Source organism: Streptomyces sp. TP-A0356 (assembly GCF_001417775.1).
Lineage (GTDB): Bacteria > Actinomycetota > Actinomycetes > Streptomycetales > Streptomycetaceae > Streptomyces.
In genome coordinates this window covers 218,211-236,170 of the sequence record NZ_BBZJ01000028.1, presented here as the reverse complement: position 1 = coordinate 236,170, position 17,960 = coordinate 218,211, and the positions used below count along the sequence as shown (strand labels likewise).

Annotated in this window: 14 protein-coding genes; 5 read left to right on the top strand and 9 right to left on the bottom strand. The window is 71.8% G+C overall.

Translation table 11 applies throughout. The annotated features are described in order from the left end of the window. Nucleotides 1-166 precede the first annotated feature (166 nt). Entirely contained in the window at nt 167-2,101 is a 1,935-nt protein-coding gene (gene dxs, locus ASC56_RS30080; protein ID WP_055494721.1) for a 1-deoxy-D-xylulose-5-phosphate synthase, read from the top strand. Nucleotides 2,102-2,248: 147 nt separating this feature from the next. After that, on the top strand, nt 2,249-3,742 hold the full coding sequence (locus ASC56_RS30075) for an amino acid permease (protein ID WP_055494720.1): 1,494 nt from the start codon (nt 2,249-2,251) through the stop codon (nt 3,740-3,742). A gap of 228 nt (nt 3,743-3,970) precedes the next feature. Here the strand turns inward: ASC56_RS30075 and ASC56_RS30070 are convergent, their stop codons facing one another. From ASC56_RS30070 to ASC56_RS30045, 6 genes are all read right to left on the bottom strand, one after another. Beyond that, the gene (locus ASC56_RS30070; RefSeq protein ID WP_055494719.1) at nt 3,971-4,372 is read right to left on the bottom strand and encodes a hypothetical protein; all 402 of its coding nucleotides are present in this window, start codon (nt 4,370-4,372) and stop codon (nt 3,971-3,973) included. Between the two features lie 164 nt (nt 4,373-4,536). After that, nucleotides 4,537-6,666 (bottom strand): 3-hydroxyacyl-CoA dehydrogenase NAD-binding domain-containing protein, encoded by a 2,130-nt coding sequence (locus tag ASC56_RS30065; protein ID WP_055494718.1) that lies wholly within the window; start codon nt 6,664-6,666, stop codon nt 4,537-4,539. Beyond that, nucleotides 6,663-7,880, bottom strand: a complete 1,218-nt coding sequence (locus ASC56_RS30060; protein ID WP_055494717.1) for an acetyl-CoA C-acyltransferase — start codon at nt 7,878-7,880, stop codon at nt 6,663-6,665. The genes ASC56_RS30065 and ASC56_RS30060 overlap by 4 nt, the downstream gene beginning before the upstream one ends. Before the next feature lie 259 nt (nt 7,881-8,139). Continuing rightward, a complete protein-coding gene (locus ASC56_RS30055) occupies nt 8,140-9,417 on the bottom strand; it encodes a ribonuclease D (RefSeq protein ID WP_079102786.1) in 1,278 nt (425 codons plus the stop codon). A gap of 213 nt (nt 9,418-9,630) precedes the next feature. Continuing rightward, entirely contained in the window at nt 9,631-10,293 is a 663-nt protein-coding gene (locus ASC56_RS30050) for a response regulator transcription factor (RefSeq protein ID WP_003993737.1), read from the bottom strand. A 290-nt stretch (nt 10,294-10,583) separates the two neighbouring features. Next, complete coding sequence (locus ASC56_RS30045) at nt 10,584-11,210, bottom strand: DUF3000 domain-containing protein (protein ID WP_055494715.1); 627 nt, start codon at nt 11,208-11,210, stop codon at nt 10,584-10,586. Between the two features lie 323 nt (nt 11,211-11,533). Between ASC56_RS30045 and hemE the strand changes: the two genes are divergently transcribed. Then, complete coding sequence (hemE, locus tag ASC56_RS30040; protein ID WP_055494714.1) at nt 11,534-12,601, top strand: uroporphyrinogen decarboxylase; 1,068 nt, start codon at nt 11,534-11,536, stop codon at nt 12,599-12,601. Between the two features lie 6 nt (nt 12,602-12,607). On the opposite strand, the gene ASC56_RS30035 is transcribed toward hemE, so the two are convergent. Continuing rightward, nucleotides 12,608-13,432 carry a rhomboid family intramembrane serine protease gene (locus tag ASC56_RS30035; RefSeq protein ID WP_055494713.1) on the bottom strand — a complete coding sequence of 275 codons (825 nt, stop codon included), beginning with the start codon at nt 13,430-13,432 and terminating at the stop codon, nt 12,608-12,610. 125 nt (nt 13,433-13,557) lie between these two features. Between ASC56_RS30035 and ASC56_RS30030 the strand changes: the two genes are divergently transcribed. Continuing rightward, entirely contained in the window at nt 13,558-13,911 is a 354-nt protein-coding gene (locus ASC56_RS30030; RefSeq protein ID WP_055494712.1) for a hypothetical protein, read from the top strand. Nucleotides 13,912-13,948: 37 nt separating this feature from the next. Here the strand turns inward: ASC56_RS30030 and ASC56_RS30025 are convergent, their stop codons facing one another. Next, on the bottom strand, nt 13,949-15,349 hold the full coding sequence (locus tag ASC56_RS30025; RefSeq protein ID WP_055494711.1) for an FAD-dependent oxidoreductase: 1,401 nt from the start codon (nt 15,347-15,349) through the stop codon (nt 13,949-13,951). 27 nt (nt 15,350-15,376) lie between these two features. Beyond that, nucleotides 15,377-16,339, bottom strand: coding sequence for a DUF4349 domain-containing protein (locus ASC56_RS30020; RefSeq protein ID WP_055494774.1), 963 nt, complete (start codon nt 16,337-16,339; stop codon nt 15,377-15,379). A 159-nt stretch (nt 16,340-16,498) separates the two neighbouring features. Here ASC56_RS30020 and hemG point away from each other — a divergent pair, with 159 nt between their 5' ends. Beyond that, a complete protein-coding gene (hemG, locus tag ASC56_RS30015) occupies nt 16,499-17,956 on the top strand; it encodes a protoporphyrinogen oxidase (protein ID WP_055494710.1) in 1,458 nt (485 codons plus the stop codon). The last annotated feature ends 4 nt before the right edge of the window (nt 17,957-17,960 follow it).

Below are 17,960 nucleotides of genomic sequence, written 5' to 3'. Positions count from 1 at the left end.
CCCGACCCCCTGACCTGTGCCCGGTACCAATGGCGGTGCCGGGCACAGTCGTGTGCGGCCGAGAGTCTCGTGCCGAAGACGAGGGCCGTCCATGATCCGCACAGACGGAACATTAGACTCGACGGGCCCGGCAAGCTCGACACAGCTCTACTGCAAGGAGGCACGGGTGCCGCTGCTGACCCGCATCAGGGGACCGCGCGATCTGGACCGGCTCAGCCTGGAGCAGCTGGACCAGCTGGCAGAGGAGATCCGGACCTTCCTCGTCGACGCCGTGTCCAAGACCGGCGGCCACCTCGGCCCCAACCTCGGTGTGGTCGAGCTCACCATCGCCCTGCACCGTGTCTTCGACTCGCCCAGGGACAAGGTTCTCTTCGACACCGGCCACCAGGCCTACGTCCACAAGCTGCTCACCGGCCGTCAGGACTTCTCCGGGCTGCGCAGCAAGGGCGGTCTGTCCGGTTACCCTTCGCGCGCCGAGTCCGAGCACGACATCATCGAGAACTCGCACGCCTCCACGGTCCTCGGCTGGGCAGACGGCCTGGCCAAGGCCAACCAGCTCCTCGAACGCGACAGCCGCGTCGTCGCCGTCATCGGTGACGGCGCGCTCACCGGCGGCATGGCCTGGGAGGCGCTCAACAACATCGCGGACGCCAAGGACCGCCCGCTGGTCATCGTCGTCAACGACAACGAGCGCTCCTACGCCCCCACGATCGGCGGTCTCGCGAACCATCTGGCCACCCTGCGCACCACGGACGGCTACGAGCGCTTCCTGGCCCGCGGCAAGGACCTGCTGGAGCGCACGCCCGTCGTCGGCAAGCCCCTCTACGAGACCCTGCACGGCGCCAAGAAGGGCCTGAAGGACTTCATCGCCCCGCAGGGCATGTTCGAGGACCTGGGCCTGAAGTACGTCGGTCCGATCGACGGCCACAACATCGAGGCCCTGGAGTCCGCGCTGTCCCGCGCCAAGCGGTTCGGCGGGCCGGTCATCGTGCACTGCCTCACCGAGAAGGGCCGCGGCTACAAGCCCGCCGAGCAGGACGAGGCCGACCGCTTCCACGGCATCGGTCCCATCCACCCCGACACCGGACTGCCCATCAAGGCGGCCGCCGCCAGCTGGACCTCCGTCTTCGGCGACGAGATGGTGAAGCTCGGCCGTGAGCGCAAGGACGTCGTCGCCATCACCGCGGCGATGCTGCAGCCGGTGGGCCTGAAGAAGTTCGCCGACGCCTTCCCGGACCGCATCTACGACGTCGGCATCGCCGAGCAGCACGGCGCGGTCTCCGCGGCCGGCCTCGCCACCGGCGGAGTGCACCCCGTCTTCGCGGTGTACGCCACCTTCCTCAACCGCGCCTTCGACCAGGTCCTCATGGACGTGGCACTGCACAGGTGCGGGGTGACCTTCGTGCTCGACCGGGCGGGCGTCACCGGTGACGACGGCGCCTCGCACAACGGCATGTGGGACATGTCGATGCTCCAGGTCGTGCCGGGCCTGAGGATCGCCGCCCCGCGCGACGCCGAACAGCTGCGCGCCCAGCTGCGCGAGGCCGTCGACGTCGACGACGCGCCGACGGTGCTGCGCTACTCCAAGGGTGTCGTCGGACCTGCCGTCCCCGCCGTCGGCACGGTCGGCGGCATGGACGTCCTGCGCAAGGCGGACGCCGCCGTACCGGACGTGCTGCTGGTGTCCGTGGGCGCGCTCGCGCCCATGTGCCTGGAGATCGCCGGGCTCCTCGACAAGCAGGGCATCTCCACCACCGTCGTCGACCCGCGCTGGGTCAAGCCGGTCGACGAGGCGCTCGCCCCGCTCGCCGAGCGGCACCGCGTGGTCGTCACCGTCGAGGACAACTCCCGCGTCGGCGGTGTCGGTTCGGCGATCGCCCAGGCCCTGCGCGACGCGGGCGTGGACGTACCGCTGCGCGACTTCGGCATCCCGCCCCGCTTCCTCGACCACGCCTCCCGCAAGGAGGTCCTGGCGGAGATCGGGCTGACCGCGCCGGACATCGCCCGCCAGGTCACCGGGCTCGTCGCCAAGCTCGACGGCCGGTTCGCCCGTACGAGCGCCACGCACGCCGTGGACTCGGTGGAGCCCGCACGCGACTGATGCGACCGGATGGTCCGCCTGGGCCGGTTGCCCCCGTCCTTTACGGTGGTGCGACCGGCCCATCTGCGTGAATCCACCCGTTCCGGGGCACACGGACTAGGCACCCTCTCGATCATGTCGGGGACGACAAGCGTGGGAGGCAGGCCCGTGAGCAGAACCCTCTTCCGGACGAAGAACGTCGAACAGTCGATCCGGGACACCGAGGAACCGGAGCACGCGCTCAAGAAGACCCTCTCCGCCCTGGATCTGACCGTGTTCGGCGTCGGTGTCATCATCGGCACCGGCATCTTCGTGCTGACCGGCAAGGTCGCCAAGGAGAACGCGGGCCCCGCCGTCGCCGTCTCCTTCGTCGTCGCCGGCGTCGTCTGCGCGCTCGCCGCGCTCTGCTACGCCGAGTTCGCCTCCACGGTCCCGGTCGCGGGATCGGCGTACACGTTCGCGTACGCCACGCTCGGCGAGCTGCCCGCCTGGATCATCGGCTGGGACCTGGTCCTGGAGTTCGCGCTCGGCACGGCGGTGGTCGCCGTCGGCTGGTCCGGGTACGTCGGCTCGCTGCTGGACACCGCCGGCTGGCACCTGCCCGCCTATCTGGGCAGCCGGGAAGGGGCGCACGGGTTCGGCTTCGACATCCTCGCCGCCGCGCTCGTGCTCGTGCTCACCGGCATCCTCGTCCTCGGTATGAGGCTCTCGGCCCGGGTGACCCGGCTGGTCGTCGCCATCAAGGTGGCCGTGGTGCTGATCGTGATCATCGCGGGTGCCTTCTTCGTCAGGAGCGAGAACTACAAGCCGTTCATCCCGAAGGCGCAACTGGTGCAGGCGGGCAGCAGTCTCAAGGCCCCGCTCATCCAGCTGATGGCCGGCTGGGCGCCGTCCAACTACGGCGTGATGGGGATCTTCACCGCCGCGTCCGTCGTCTTCTTCGCCTTCATCGGGTTCGACATCGTGGCGACCACGGCCGAGGAGACCAGGAACCCGCAGCGCGACATGCCGCGCGGCATCCTCGGCTCCCTCTTCATCTGCACCACGCTGTACGTCGCCGTGTCGATCGTCGTGACGGGCATGGAGAAGTACTCGGACCTGTCCGTGGACGCCCCGCTCGCCGACGCGTTCAAGGCCGTCGGGCACCCCTGGTACGCGGGCGTGATCAGCTTCGGCGCCGCCATCGGCCTGACGACGGTGTGCCTGATCCTGCTGCTCGGCCAGACCCGGGTGTTCTTCGCGATGAGCCGTGACGGACTGCTTCCCCGCTTCTTCTCCAGCGTCCACCCGCGCTTCAGGACCCCCCACCGGCCCACCATCCTGCTCGGTGTGGTCATCGCCGTCGTCGCGGGCTTCACCAGCCTCAGCGCACTCGCCGAACTGGTCAACATCGGCACGCTCTTCGCCTTCATCGTCGTCGCGATCGGTGTCGTCATCCTGCGCCGGAGCCGCCCCGATCTGCACCGCGCCTTCCGTACCCCGTTCGTCCCGGTGGTGCCGATCCTGTCCGTGTGCGCCTCGTTGTGGCTGATGGTGAACCTGCCCGCCGAGACCTGGCTGCGGTTCGCCATCTGGCTGGCCATCGGCTTCGTCGTGTACTTCCTCTACGGACGCTCGCACAGCCGTGTGGGCCGCGAGGAGCAGCCACGCGCGACGAGGTGACACGGCCGCGGAGGAGCCAATGCCGTCCCCGGGGCGACGCCGCGGAGATCCGTCAGAAGGGTCCCTAGTGCTGCGACCGGAAAGGTTCACCGGCTCGCGACGCCCGGCACGGCACCTCGCCGCGTTGTCGCATCGCCCGAGTACATCCAGTACGCGGGCGACGCTCCGCCTTGCGATGCACCGCACCGGACGCCGCGAGCTTCCCGGCACACCTTTCCGGCCACAGCACTAGGCGCGATCCGGCGGCAGGTCGTCGCGTACGGTGCGTGGGCCCGTGACCTCGGCGCCCAGTTCCCGCACCCGGCGCCGCAGCTCACGGTCCGCCGTGACGACCACCACGGGACGGTCCCCGGCCTCGGCGACCAGCTCGACGATGCGGTCGTCACCGCTGCCGGGCGCCGCCTCCACCCGTACGCCGGGCAGGGACTCCACCCCGCGTGCCGCGCCCTCGACCACGAGGACCACCTCCAACGGGCCCGCATGACCCGGCAGCCCCTCCTCGGCCACCCGCACGAGCCGGTCCCGCAGGCGCTCGGTGGCGCCCCGCCGGTCCCGCCACCACCCGTCGGGCACGGACCCGACCACGTTCGCGGCGTCGACGATCACTAGGGGCGGGGCGTCCTGGTCCATGGACCAAGGGTGGCACGAGCCCGGGGCCCGCCCCGGGATGACGGCGCCGGGCGCCGTCAGGCTCGGCTCGCCCAGCGTCCGGTCACGGTGGTCTGAACCGGCACGCACACGCCGGTGCCCGGCCCACCGGAGGGTGAGCCGGGCACCTTCGGGTCCTACGAGGCCTACGCCGGGACGCCGGCCACGCCCGGGGCCAGGAACTTCTTGCCGTTCACACGCTCGGAGACACCCTCGCGGTCCAGGTACGGCGTGATGCCGCCCAGGTGGAAGGGCCAGCCGGCGCCCGTGATCAGGCAGAGGTCGATGTCCTGGGCCTCCGCGACGACGCCCTCGTCGAGCATCAGGCCGATCTCCTGGGCGACCGCGTCCAGGACGCGGGCGCGAACCTGCTCCTCGGTCAGGACCGTGTCGCCCTGCCTCAGGAGCGCGGCGACCTCCGGGTCCAGCTCCGGCTTGCCGCTGTCGTAGACGTAGAAGCCGCGCTTGCCCGCCTCGACGACCGCCTTGAGGTTCGCAGAGACCTTGAAGCGGTCCGGGAAGGCGCCGTGCAGCGTCTCGGAGACGTGCAGGCCGATCGCCGGGCCGACCAGCTCAAGGAGCACCAGCGGGGACATCGGCAGGCCCAGCGGCTCGATCGCCTTCTCGGCGACCTCGACCGGGGTGCCCTCGTCGATGACGTTCTGGATCTCGCCCATGAAGCGGGTGAGGATGCGGTTGACGACGAACGCCGGGGCGTCCTTCACCAGCACCGCCGTCTTCTTCAGCTTCTTGGCGACGGCGAACGCCGTGGCCAGCGACGCCTCGTCGGTCTTCTCACCGCGGACGATCTCGAGCAGCGGCAGCACCGCGACCGGGTTGAAGAAGTGGAAGCCGACGACCCGCTCGGGGTGCTTCAGCTTCGACGCCATCTCGGTGACCGAGAGGGAGGAGGTGTTGGTGGCGAGGATCGCGTGCGCCGGGGCGACCGCCTCGACCTCGGCGAACACCTGCTGCTTGACGCCGATCTCCTCGAACACGGCCTCGATGACGAAGTCCGCGTCCGCGAAGCCCTCGGCCTTGTCCAGGACACCGGTGACCAGCGCCTTGAGGCGGTTGGCCTTGTCCTGGTTGATACGGCCCTTGCCGAGCAGCTTGTCGATCTCGGCGTGGACGTAGCCCACACCCTTGTCGACGCGCTCCTGGTCGATGTCCGTGAGGACGACCGGAACCTCCAGGCGGCGCAGGAAGAGCAGGGCGAGCTGGCTGGCCATCAGGCCGGCGCCGACCACGCCGACCTTCGTCACCGGGCGCGCCAGGCTCTTGTCCGGGGCACCCGCGGGGCGCTTGCCGCGCTTCTGGACGAGGTTGAACGCGTAGATGCCCGCGCGCAGTTCGCCGCCCATGATCAGGTCCGCGAGGGCCTGGTCCTCGGCGTCGTAGCCCTGCTGCAGGTCGCCGTTCTTCGCCGCGGCGATGATGTCGAGGGCGCGGTAGGCGGCCGGAGCCGCGCCGTGCACCTTGCCGTCGGCGATGAAGCGGCCGCGCTCGACGGCCTGGTCCCAGGCCTCGCCGCGGTCGACCACCGGGCGGTCGACGACGATCTCGCCCTTGAGGACGGACGCCGTCCAGATCAGCGACTGCTCGAGGAAGTCGGCCCCCTCGAAGAGGGCGTCGGCGATGCCCAGTTCGTAGACCTGGGCGCCCTTGAGCTGCTTGTTCTGGTTGAGGGAGTTCTCGACGATGACCGAGACGGCCCTGTCGGCGCCGATCAGGTTCGGCAGCAGCGTGCAGCCGCCCCAGCCCGGGACCAGGCCCAGGAACACCTCGGGGAGGGAGAACGCCGGGAGGGCCGCGGACACCGTGCGGTAGCTGCAGTGCAGGCCGACCTCGACGCCGCCGCCCATCGCCGCGCCGTTGTAGTACGCGAAGGTCGGGACCGCCAGCGACGCCAGGCGCTTGAAGACCTCGTGGCCGCCCTTGCCGATGGCCAGCGCTTCCTCGTGCTTCTTCAGCAGCTCGACGCCCTTGAGGTCGGCGCCGACCGCGAAGATGAAGGGCTTGCCGGTGATGCCGACACCGACGATCTCGCCGGCCGCGGCCTCCTTCTCGACCTGGTCGATCGCCGTGTTGAGGTTTGCCAGCGAAGCCGGGCCGAAGGTGGTCGGCTTGGTGTGGTCGAAGCCGTTGTCCAGCGTGATCAGGGCGAAACGGCCCGCGCCCGACGGCAGGTCGAGGTGGCGTACGTGCGCCTGGGTGACGACCTCGTCCGGGAACAGCTCGGCCGCACCCTTCAACAGCTCAGCGGTGGTGCTCACTTGTCCCCCTCGAAGTGCGGGTTCTCCCAGATGACCGTCGCGCCCATGCCGAAGCCGACGCACATGGTGGTCAGGCCGTAGCGGACCTGCGGGTGCTCCTCGAACTGCCGGGCGAGCTGCGTCATCAGACGGACACCCGAGGAGGCCAACGGGTGGCCGTAGGCGATGGCGCCGCCGTACTGGTTGACGCGCTCGTCGTCGTCCGCGATGCCGTAGTGGTCGAGGAAGGCCAGGACCTGGACGGCGAAGGCCTCGTTGATCTCGAACAGGCCGATGTCGGAGATGGACAGACCCGCCTTGGCGAGGGCCTTCTCCGTCGCCGGGATCGGGCCGTAGCCCATGACCTCCGGCTCGACGCCCGCGAAGGCGTACGAGACGAGACGCATCTTCACCGGCAGGTCGTGCTCGCGGGCGAAGTCCTCGGACGCGATGATCGAGGCCGTGGCGCCGTCGTTCAGACCGGCCGCGTTGCCGGCGGTGACCCGGCCGTGGACGCGGAACGGCGTCTTCAGGTTGGCCAGGTTCTCCAGCGTGGTGCCCGGGCGCATCGGCTCGTCGGCGGTGACCAGGCCCCAGCCGGTCTCGCCGCCCTCGGGGTTGGTCCGGCGCACGGAGATCGGCACCAGGTCCTGCTGGATCTTGCCGTTGGCGTAGGCCTTGGCGGCCTTCTCCTGCGAGCGCACGGCGTACTCGTCGGCGCGCAGCTTGGTGATCTGCGGGTAGCGGTCGTGCAGGTTCTCCGCGGTCATGCCCATGAACAGGGCGGACTCGTCGACCAGCTTCTCGCTCACGAACCGCGGGTTCGGGTCCACGCCCTCGCCCATCGGGTGGCGGCCCATGTGCTCGACACCACCGGCGATGACGGCGTCGTACGCGCCGAACGCGATGGAGCCCGCCGTGGTCGTCACGGCGGTCAGCGCGCCCGCGCACATGCGGTCGATCGAGTAGCCCGGGACCGACTGGGGGAGACCGGCGAGGATTCCCGCCGTACGTCCGAGGGTCAGGCCCTGGTCGCCGATCTGGGTGGTCGCGGCAATGGCGACCTCGTCGATCTTCTTGGGGTCCAGACCCGGGTTGCGGCGCAGCAGCTCCCGGATCGCCTTCACGACGAGGTCGTCGGCACGGGTCTCGTGGTAGATGCCCTTCGGGCCCGCCTTGCCGAACGGGGTACGGACGCCGTCGACGAAGACGACGTCCCTGACGGTACGAGGCACGATGGCTCTCCTCCAGGGTGCGGGATGGCACTGCTGCGACGCGCTGAGCGCGCGCTCAGCACCATGCTACTTGTGGGTAACCAAGCTGCCCAGTCCCGAGGGCCCAAGCGGTGAAGGTCACACCTTCGGTGCATGCCCTTCGAAGATCTTGGCCTGATCTCGACGTCGCTGTCCCGCGTCCGCGCCCCCAAAGGGGCGCGCGGAAGCGCACGACCGGCCACCAGCCATCCGCCGCCGTACGGCAGAACACCTACGGCGGCTACGCACCGTTCACGGACAGCGCCGTCACCAACACCGGCGTCACCTGATCGATCTGCCAGGGCCGCGCGCCGTACCCGGCGAGGGCGGCGGCGACCGAGTCGCCGTCCACCGGCTTCGGCGGCTCCCAGCACAGCCGCCGCACGGTGTCCGGGGCGATCAGGTTCTCCTGCGGCATGTTCAGCTGCTCGGCCAGCGTCGACACCGCGACCCGTGCCGCCGACAGCCGTGCCGCGGCCGCCGGGTCCTTGTCGGCCCATGCCCGCGGGGGCGGGGGCCCCGCCACCGGCTGGCCCGGCTGCGGCAGCTCCGCCTCGGGCAGCGACCTGGCCCGGTCGATCGCGGCCTGCCACTGCTCCAGCTGGCGTCGGCCCATCCGGTGCCCGAAGCCGCTCAGCGACGCCAGGGCGTGCACGTTCGGCGGCAGCGCCAGCGCGGCCTCGACGATCGCCGCGTCCCCGAGCACCTTGCCCGGCGAGACGTCCCGGCGCTGCGCGACACGGTCCCGGGTCTGCCACAGCTCCCGGACGGCCGCCATCTGCCGACGGCGGCGCACCTTGTGCATCCCGGACGTACGGCGCCAGGGGTCCTTGCGCGGCTCGGCCGGCGGCGCGGAGGCGATCGCCTTGAACTCCTGCTGGGCCCACTCCAGCTTGCCCTGCCGGTCCAGCTCCTTCTCCAGGGCGTCCCGCAGGTCGACGAGCAGCTCGACGTCGAGGGCGGCGTAGCGCAGCCAGGGCTCGGGCAGGGGCCGCGTCGACCAGTCGACCGCGGAGTGCCCCTTCTCCAGGACGAAGCCCAGGACGCTCTCCACCATGGCGCCGAGCCCCACCCGGGGGAACCCGGCGATGCGCCCGGCCAGCTCGGTGTCGAACAGGCGGACCGGCACCATGCCTATGTCCCGCAGGCACGGCAGGTCCTGGGTGGCGGCGTGCAGCACCCACTCCACTCCCGAGAGCGCCTCGCCCAGGCCCGAGAGGTCGGGGCAGGCCACGGGGTCGATCAGTGCGGTGCCGGCACCCTCGCGGCGCATCTGCACCAGGTAGGCACGCTGGCCGTACCGGTAGCCGGACGCGCGTTCGGCGTCGACGGCGACGGGGCCGGTGCCACCGGCGAAGGCGGCGATCACCTGGGCGAGCGAGGCCTCGTCGGTGATCACGGGCGGAATGCCGTCTCGCGGTTCGAGCAAGGGGATCGGCGCCGCTTCGAGGTCGTCCGGAGGGGCGCCTCCGGTGGTTCGCAGTGGACTGTCTGCTGCGGTCTCTTGGGCGTCGGTCACCTGTCAAGGGTATCTGTGTATGGACTACGCCCGCCGACGGAACGTTCCGTCGACGGGCGGTGGAGGGATGCAATCCGGTCATGTGTCATACGCGGCGGCGGAATGCGGTGTCCGCGATTCCACGCGGAACGGCGGGCGCCCCGGGGTGGGGGAGACCCTGGCAAGGGTCGGCGGCGGCTCGATGCGGACGGGGATCATGGCGGCGGGATCGGGTCAGTGGATGATGCCGGTGCGCAGGGCGACCGCCACCATCCCGGCGCGGTCGCCGGTGCCCAGCTTGCGGGCGATGCGGGCGAGGTGGCTCTTGACGGTCAGCGCGGACAGTCCCATGGAGACGCCGATCGCCTTGTTCGACTGGCCCTCGGCTACCAGGCGCAGCACCTCCACCTCGCGGCCCGACAGCTCGCGATAGCCGCCCGGGTGGCTCGGGGCACCCGGGGGGCGGCGGTGCAGACGCGCGGCGGCGGCGCCGATGGGGGCGGCACCGGGTCGGGTGGGGAGCCCGACGTTGGTGCGCGTGCCGGTGACGACATAGCCCTTGACACCGCCCGCCAGGGCGTTGCGGACCGCGCCGATGTCGTCGGCGGCGGACAGGGCGAGACCGTTGGGCCAGCCGGCGGCGCGGGTCTCGGACAAGAGGGTCAGGCCGGAACCGTCGGGGAGGTGGACGTCGGCGACGCAGATGTCGCGCGGGTTGCCGATACGGGGTCGGGCCTCCGCGATCGACGACGCCTCGATGACGTCGCGCACTCCGAGGGCCCACAGATGGCGGGTGACGGTGGAACGGACGCGTGGGTCGGCCACGACGACCATGGCGGTCGGCTTGTTCGGGCGATAGGCGACCAGGCTTGCGGGCTGCTCGAGGAGAACGGACACCAGGCCTCCTGGAGGGGGTGCGGGACGGGGCCGGCCGGGGATGAAGCCGGGATGAACCGTGCTTTCAAGGTCACAGTCGTCTTCGGCATCAAACTCGTGCTCCTTTAGAGAATGATCACGATTTGGTGAGTAACAATCCGTGCAATTCGGACGCGCGAGCGATCAGCCGAAGATCGAGTCGGTTCGCTCCGTTGTCGATAAGGGGTCGAAAGTGGCCGTATCGACAAAGAGATGGCAAGAAGCGTCAACCGTGGACTGACGTGGGTCGTGCCGCGGGAGGTATGGCGGCGTCAGCGGGACTGCGGCCCCCGGCGCTGCGGCAGCGACACCACCGAGGAGTCGCCCGGGCCCGCCGGGGGCAGGCCCGCCACCTGGGACAGCAGGTCGCACCAGGAGGCCAGATGGGCAGCCGTGTCCGGGACGCCGCCCAGGCCCTCCCGGGGTGTCCAGGAGGCGCGGATCTCGATCTGGGAGGCGGCCGGCCGTGAGGCGAGCCCGCCGAAGTAGTGGGAGCTCGCGCGTGTGACGGTGCCGCTCGGCTCGCCGTACGACAGCCCGCGGGACTGGAGGGCGCCCGTCAGCCAGGACCAGCACACCTCGGGCAGCAGGGGATCCGAGGCCATCTCCGGTTCGAGTTCCGCGCGCACCAGCGTGACCAGACGGAAGGTGCCCTGCCAGGCGTCGTGCCCGGCCGGGTCGTGCAGCAGGACGAGGCGTCCGTCGGCGAGGTCCTCGTCGTCCTGGACGACCGCCGCCTCCAGGGCGTACGCGTGCGGGGCGAGCCGCTGCGGGGGGCGTGTCGGCTCGATCTCGATCTCCGGCCGCAGCCGCGCGGTCCTCAGCGCGTCGACCGCGGCGCGGAACGGCAACGGAGCAGTCTCCCTCGCATCGCGTTCCCCCTCCTCTGCGTCGTCCATTCCGCCAGCGCCGTCCGTCGGTCGTCCCTGAGCCGCAGCCATGCGGGGAAGATTAAGGGGAGGAAAGCGCGTTCGCAGGGAGAGACACCCGTGGCCCCCGGCGGTTTGGCCGGGAACGGCGGGGTTTGACTTCGGGCGTGTCCGTGGGTGCGGCGGCCGTGAGCCGTAGCGCCGCGGGAGCGCGGTGGTACGGCCGCCGAGGGGCGTCCCCGGCGGGCCGCGCCCACGCGGCGGGGCCGCTCGATGGCGCAGCCCCGCGAACCTGCCGGGGGCGGCGTCGCCCCCGGGACCGGCCGTCCGTACGGCGTGCGAGACTCTTTGGCGTGAGTGTCAATGACCGCCCCGCGACGGGCCAGCCGACAGCGACGTACGACAGCGCCTTCCTCAAGGCGTGCAGGCGCGAGCCCGTTCCGCACGCACCGGTGTGGTTCATGCGGCAGGCCGGACGCTCCCTGCCCGAGTACCGCAAGGTACGCGAGGGCATCCCCATGCTCGAGTCCTGCATGCGGCCCGAGCTGGTCACCGAGATCACGCTGCAGCCGGTCCGCCGACACGGCGTGGACGCGGCGATCTACTTCAGCGACATCGTCGTCCCCCTCAAGGCCATCGGTGTCGACCTCGACATCAAGCCCGGCGTCGGCCCCGTCGTCGAGCACCCGATCCGCTCCCGCGCGGACCTGGCCCAGCTGCGCGACCTGACCCCCGAGGACGTCTCGTACGTCACGGAGGCCATCACGCTGCTCACCGCCGAGCTGGGCGAGACCCCGCTGATCGGATTCGCGGGCGCGCCCTTCACGCTGGCGAGCTACCTCATCGAGGGCGGCCCGTCCCGTACGTACGAGCACACCAAGGCGCTCATGTACGGCGACCCGCGGCTGTGGGCGGACCTGGTGGACCGGCTCGCGGACATCACGGCCGCCTTCCTGAAGGTCCAGATCGAGGCGGGCGCCTCGGCGGTCCAGCTCTTCGACTCGTGGGCCGGCGCCCTCGCCCCCGCCGACTACCGCCGCTCGGTGCTGCCCGCCTCGGCCAAGGTCTTCTGGGCCGTCGAGGGATACGGCGTCCCCCGTATCCACTTCGGTGTCGGCACCGGGGAGCTCCTCGGCCTGATGGGCGAGGCCGGCGCGGATGTCGTCGGCGTCGACTGGCGCGTTCCGCTCGACGAGGCCGCCCGCCGCGTCGGCCCCGGCAAGGCCCTCCAGGGCAACCTGGACCCGGCGATCCTCTTCGCCCCCAGGGAGGCCGTCGAGGCCAAGACCCGCGAGGTGCTCGACGCCGCCGCCGGTCTCGAAGGACACGTCTTCAACCTCGGCCACGGCGTGATGCCGTCCACCGACCCGGACAGCCTCACCCGCCTCGTGGAGTACGTCCACACACAGACGGCACGCTGAGCGCCTTCACCAACCGTGCCGGGCCCGCGCCTGCCTGCCCCAGAGCAGGCCGCGCGGTTCCGGCGGCGGCGGGGTCCCCGGACGCAGCGGCCAGGCCAGGATCATGCCCACGACGAAGCCGAACACATGGGCCGCGTACGCCACCGTCCCGGCCGACGAGACACCGTTCCCGGACGAGTAGATCGCCTGCAGCGCGAACCAGAAGCCGAGCACGATCCACGCGGGCAGCCGCAGCGGCAGGAAGATCAGGAACGGGACCAGCACCCAGACCCTGGCCCTGGGATAGAGGACCAGATACGCGCCCAGCACCCCCGCGATGGCCCCCGACGCGCCGATCAGCGGGGCACCCGAGGTGTCGTTGAGGTACGCGAAGCCGTACGCGGCCGCGTACCCGCACGCCAGATAGAACAGGGCGAAGCGGAGGTGGCCCAGGCGGTCCTCGATGTTGTTGCCGAAGATCAGCAGGAACAGCATGTTGCCCAGCAGGTGCAGCCAGCTGCCGTGCAGGAACATCGCGGTCAGGATCGACAGCGGCGGCGACTTGTGATAGGTCGGCGGGGCCACCACACAGCCCGGGCCGTTCGGGCCGATGCCGACGTCCCCGGTGGGAACGAGCCGCGGCAGCTGGTCATGGACCAACTCGCGCGGTACCGCCGCGTAGTGCTCCAGGAAGGCCTGGAGGTGACACAGCTGGGACAGGTCGCTCTGGCCGGCCACCGAGCCGGCTATGCCCGGGGTGAGCAGGAACACGACGACGTTGGCCGCGATCAGCGCGTACGTCACATAGGGCGTACGGCGCACCGGGTTCACGTCATGCACGGGGATGACCACAAGGAAGTAGTGCCCTGGATGGGCGGGGCGAATCGGTGAACGCGGCGGTCCGCGTGTGCGTATGACCCCTCAACCGCCCGCGGTGCGGGGAAGGCGTGTCGCGGGGACGACGTGAGGAACAGGCGATGAACGACCGAGTTACTCCTCCGATCCACGCCCTGCCCGACGGTGAGGCCGAACTCGCCCTCGTGATCCACCTGCCCTGGGAGGACGTTGCCCGGCTCGGCCAGGAGGCCGGCCGGCTGGCTTCCCAGATGCAGCGTCCCGTGACCCTCGACGAGGCCGTCAGCCACCGGTTGCGCTCCGCGCGGCCGGCCGCCCACGCGAAGCCGCCGGCCGTGCCGCCGCCCACGCCGCCGCAGACCGCCATGCCGTCCAGCGCGTCCGTGTCGTCCCTGCCGTCCCGGCCGCCGGCCGAGCAGGCCCGTCAGGCCATCGAGCGGATCAACGGAATGAACGGGCAGCACGAAACGGCCTGACCGGGGCGCCGTGGGAGCTGCTGGGGGTCGCTCCCGCTCACCCGGCGTTCCTCCGTACCGCCGCGGTCGCCTTGCGAGCCGCCACCAGGATGGGGTCCCACACCGGTGAGAAGGGGGGTGCGTAGCCCAGGTCCAGGGACGTCATCTCCTCGACCGTCATACCCGCGGTCAGTGCCACGGCAGCGATGTCGACCCTCTTGGCCGCGCCCTCACGGCCGACGATCTGGACGCCGAGCAGTCGGCCGGTGCGGCGTTCGGCGAGCATCTTCACCGTCATGGGCGCGGCGTTCGGGTAGTAGCCCGCGCGGCTGGTCGACTCGATGGTGACCGTCTCGTACCGGAGCCCCGCCCGGCGCGCGTCCTTCTCGCGCAGCCCCGTACGGGCGATCTCCAGGTTGCAGACCTTGCTCACCGCGGTGCCCACGACACCCGGGAACGTGGCGTAGCCGCCGCCCACGTTGGTGCCGATCACCTGCCCGTGCTTGTTGGCGTGCGTGCCCAGCGCGATGTGCCGTTCGCGTCCGGAGACCAGATCGAGGACCTCGACGCAGTCGCCGCCGGCCCAGATGTTCTCGTGACCGCGCACGCGCATCGCGAGATCGGTCAGCAGCCCCCCGTGGTCACCGACGGGCAGCCCGGCGGCCCGCGCGAGGTCGGTCTCCGGTCGTACGCCGATGCCGAGCACCACCACGTCCGCCGGGTACTCGGCGTCCTGCGTCCCGACCGCCCGGACCCGGCCGTCTTCGCCCGTGAGGATCTTGGTGACCTCGGCGTCGTTCACCATGGTGATGCCCAGGCCCTCCATGGCCCGGTGCACGAGCCGGCCCATGTCCGGGTCGAGCGTGGCCATGGGTTCGCTGCCGCGGTTGACGACGGTGACCTCGTAGCCGCGGTTGATCATCGCCTCGGCCATCTCCACACCGATGTAGCCGGCGCCGACGACCACCGCGCGGCGGCCCCGAGTGGCGCTCAGCGTGTCCAGCAGCTCCTGGCCGTCGTCCAGGGTCTGCACCCCGTGCACTCCCGGCGCGTCGGCTCCGGGCAGGTCGGGACGGATCGGGCGGGCGCCGGTCGCGATCACGAGCCGGTCGTAGGAGGTCCACGCCTCGGCGCCGGAGTCGACGTGCCGAGCGCGCACGCGGCCGCGTGCGACGTCGATCTCCATGACCTCCGTCCGCATCCGCAGGTCGATTCCGCGCGCCCGGTGCTCCTGCGGCGTACGGGCGATGAGCTCGTCGCGGGTGGCGACGTCACCTCCCACCCAGTACGGGATGCCACACGCGGAGAAGGAGGAGAAGTGGCCACGTTCGAACGCCACGATCTCCAGCTCGTCGGGGCCCTTGAGACGGCGCGCCTGCGACGCGGCGGACATGCCCGCCGCGTCGCCACCGATCACGACCAGGCGTTCCTGCGAACGGCTCGTACGGCTCATGCTCATACGAACACGCTACGGGGGACGGGCATTTCAGTCCCGCTCGCCCCGCGCCTCGTGCTCGGGCGCCGTGCGGGCCCCCGGGAGCGGGCCCGGTGCGGTCGGCGCCGGCACCGCGGCCGTACCCCGCGGCAGCCGGGTGCGCACCAGCCGCACCCACACCAGCACCAGCAGCGCCGCGAGCACCGCGAAGGGGAGTGCCGCGCCCAACGCCAGGGCGAGCCACCGCAGCAGCGTCACGAAGACGTGCCAGCCGCCCGCCAGCGCGTCCGTGAATCCCGGCCGGTCCTCCCCGGCCGCCTTCCGCACCGGTGTCGGGGACAGCGACAGCGTGATGGTGGCCAGGCGGGCGCGGTCCTTCAGGGACGCCTGCCGGGCGAGCAACGCCTCCAGCTCCGCCTCACGCGAACTCAACTCCCCTTCCAGGGTGACGACGTCACTGAGATCGGCCGCCTTGTCCATGAGGGCGCGCACCCGTGCCACGCTGGCCCGCTGCGACCCGATGCGGCTGTCGACGTCGACCACCTGGTCGGTGACGTCCTCGGCCTTCGCGGTGCGGTCGACGAGCCGCCCGGCGCCCTGCAGCGCGGCGAGCACCTCGTCGTACTTCTCCACGGGCACGCGCAGGACGAGCCGGGTGCGCTCATGGCCCTCGCTGTCGCGGCTGGTGCTCTCGTCGCCGACGAACCCACCCGCGTTCTCGGCGGTCGTGCGCGCCTCGCCGAGCGCCTTGGGTACGTCCTCGACCTGCACGGTCAGGGACGCCGTACGGATGATGTCGTTCGCGGTCAGCGCGGGCGCGGCGGCGCGGCCCGTGGCAGCGCCGCCCGTGGCGCCGGCGGCGGCGCCCTGCCGCTGGGCGGGCGCGGCGGCCCTGGCACCGCTGTCACCGGCGGTGCTCCGGTGGCCGGCGCTGCAGCCCGCGAGTGCGAGCGCGCCGGTGAGCAGTGTGGCGGCCAGCACCTGGACCGGCCGTGCGGAGTGTGCCATGCGCATGCTGTCGTACCCCCCGAGGGTCGTCGTGACGGACGCTCCTTCGACGCCGGACCGGTACGCAACGCTCGCCGGATCCGGTTCCGATGAGGTCACGGCCCGGGCTCGGCCGGGACACCGGGCACCCGCGGGAGCGTCAGCGGGGTCTGAGAGGCTGGGGACATGAGCGCATGGGAGGCCCGCGCGGAGGCAGGGCATGTCGTGGTCATCGGAGGCGGGATCGCGGGACTGGCCGCCGCCCACCGGCTGCTGGACCGGGGAGCGCGCGTGACCGTGCTGGAGGCGTCGGACCGGGTCGGCGGCAAGCTGCTGCCCGGCGAGATCGCGGGCGTACGGGTCGACCTCGGCGCCGAGTCGATGCTGGCGCGGCGGCCCGAGGCGGTGGCGCTCGCCCGTGAGGTCGGCCTCGCGGACCGGCTCCGGCCGCCGGCCACGGCGACCGCCTCGATCTGGACGCGCGGCGCCCTGCGTCCGATGCCCAAGGGGCACGTCATGGGCGTCCCCGGCTCCGCGTCCGCACTGTCCGGCGTCCTGTCCGACGAGGGCCTGCGCCGCATCGAGCGCGACGCGGACGTGCCGCGCACGCAGGTCGGCGACGACGTGGCGGTGGGGGAGTACGTGGCGGCGCGCCTCGGCCGCGAGGTCGTCGACCGTCTGGTCGAGCCGTTGCTCGGCGGGGTGTACGCGGGCGACGCGTACCGCATCTCGATGCGCTCGGCGGTCCCGCAGCTCTTCCTGGCCGCCCGGGCGCACGCCTCGCTGACGGAGGCGGTCCGCGAGATCCAGGCGAAGGCGGCCTCGGCGCCGCAGTCGGGCCCGGTGTTCATGGGCATCGAGGGCGGCATCGGCCAACTCCCGCTCGCCGTCGCGGAGTCGGTGCGGGCGCGGGGCGGCGAGATCCTGCCGAGGACCACCGTCAACGGACTGCGCCGCGCTCCCGGGGGATGGGAGGTCCTGATCGAGGACCAGGTGGTCGAGGCCGACGCGGTGGTCGTCGCGGCCCCCGCCCAGGAGGCCGCCCGCCTGCTGCGCGGCGCGTCCCCCGGGGCCGCCGCCGAACTGCGCACCGTCGAGTACGCCTCCATGGCCCTCGTCACCCTCGCCTTCCGGCGCGCCGACATCGCCCTCCCCGAAGGCAGCGGCTTCCTCGTGCCCCCGGTCGACGGGCGCACGATCAAGGCCTCGACCTTCGCCTCGCAGAAGTGGGGCTGGATCGCCGACCAGGACCCGGACGTGGCCGTCCTGCGGACGTCCCTCGGGCGGTACGGCGAGACGGAGGTCCTGGACCGGGAGGACGCCGACCTCGTGGCCGTCTCGCGGCACGACCTGCGCGAGGCGACGGGCCTGGACGCCGCGCCGGTGGAGACCCGCGTCACCCGCTGGACCGACGGCCTGCCCCAGTACCCGGTCGGCCACCACGCCCGCGTGGCCCGCATCCGCGAGCACGTCGCCAAGGTCCCGGGTCTTGCCGTGTGCGGTGCGGCGTACGACGGCGTCGGCATCCCGGCGTGCATCGCCGGCGCCTACGCCGCCGTCGACCAGCTCGGCGGTGACCTGCGCGGTGTGCAGGAGCTCATCGCCCACCCGGTGCAGAGCCTGCACGGCGGAGCGGGAGAATAGGCAC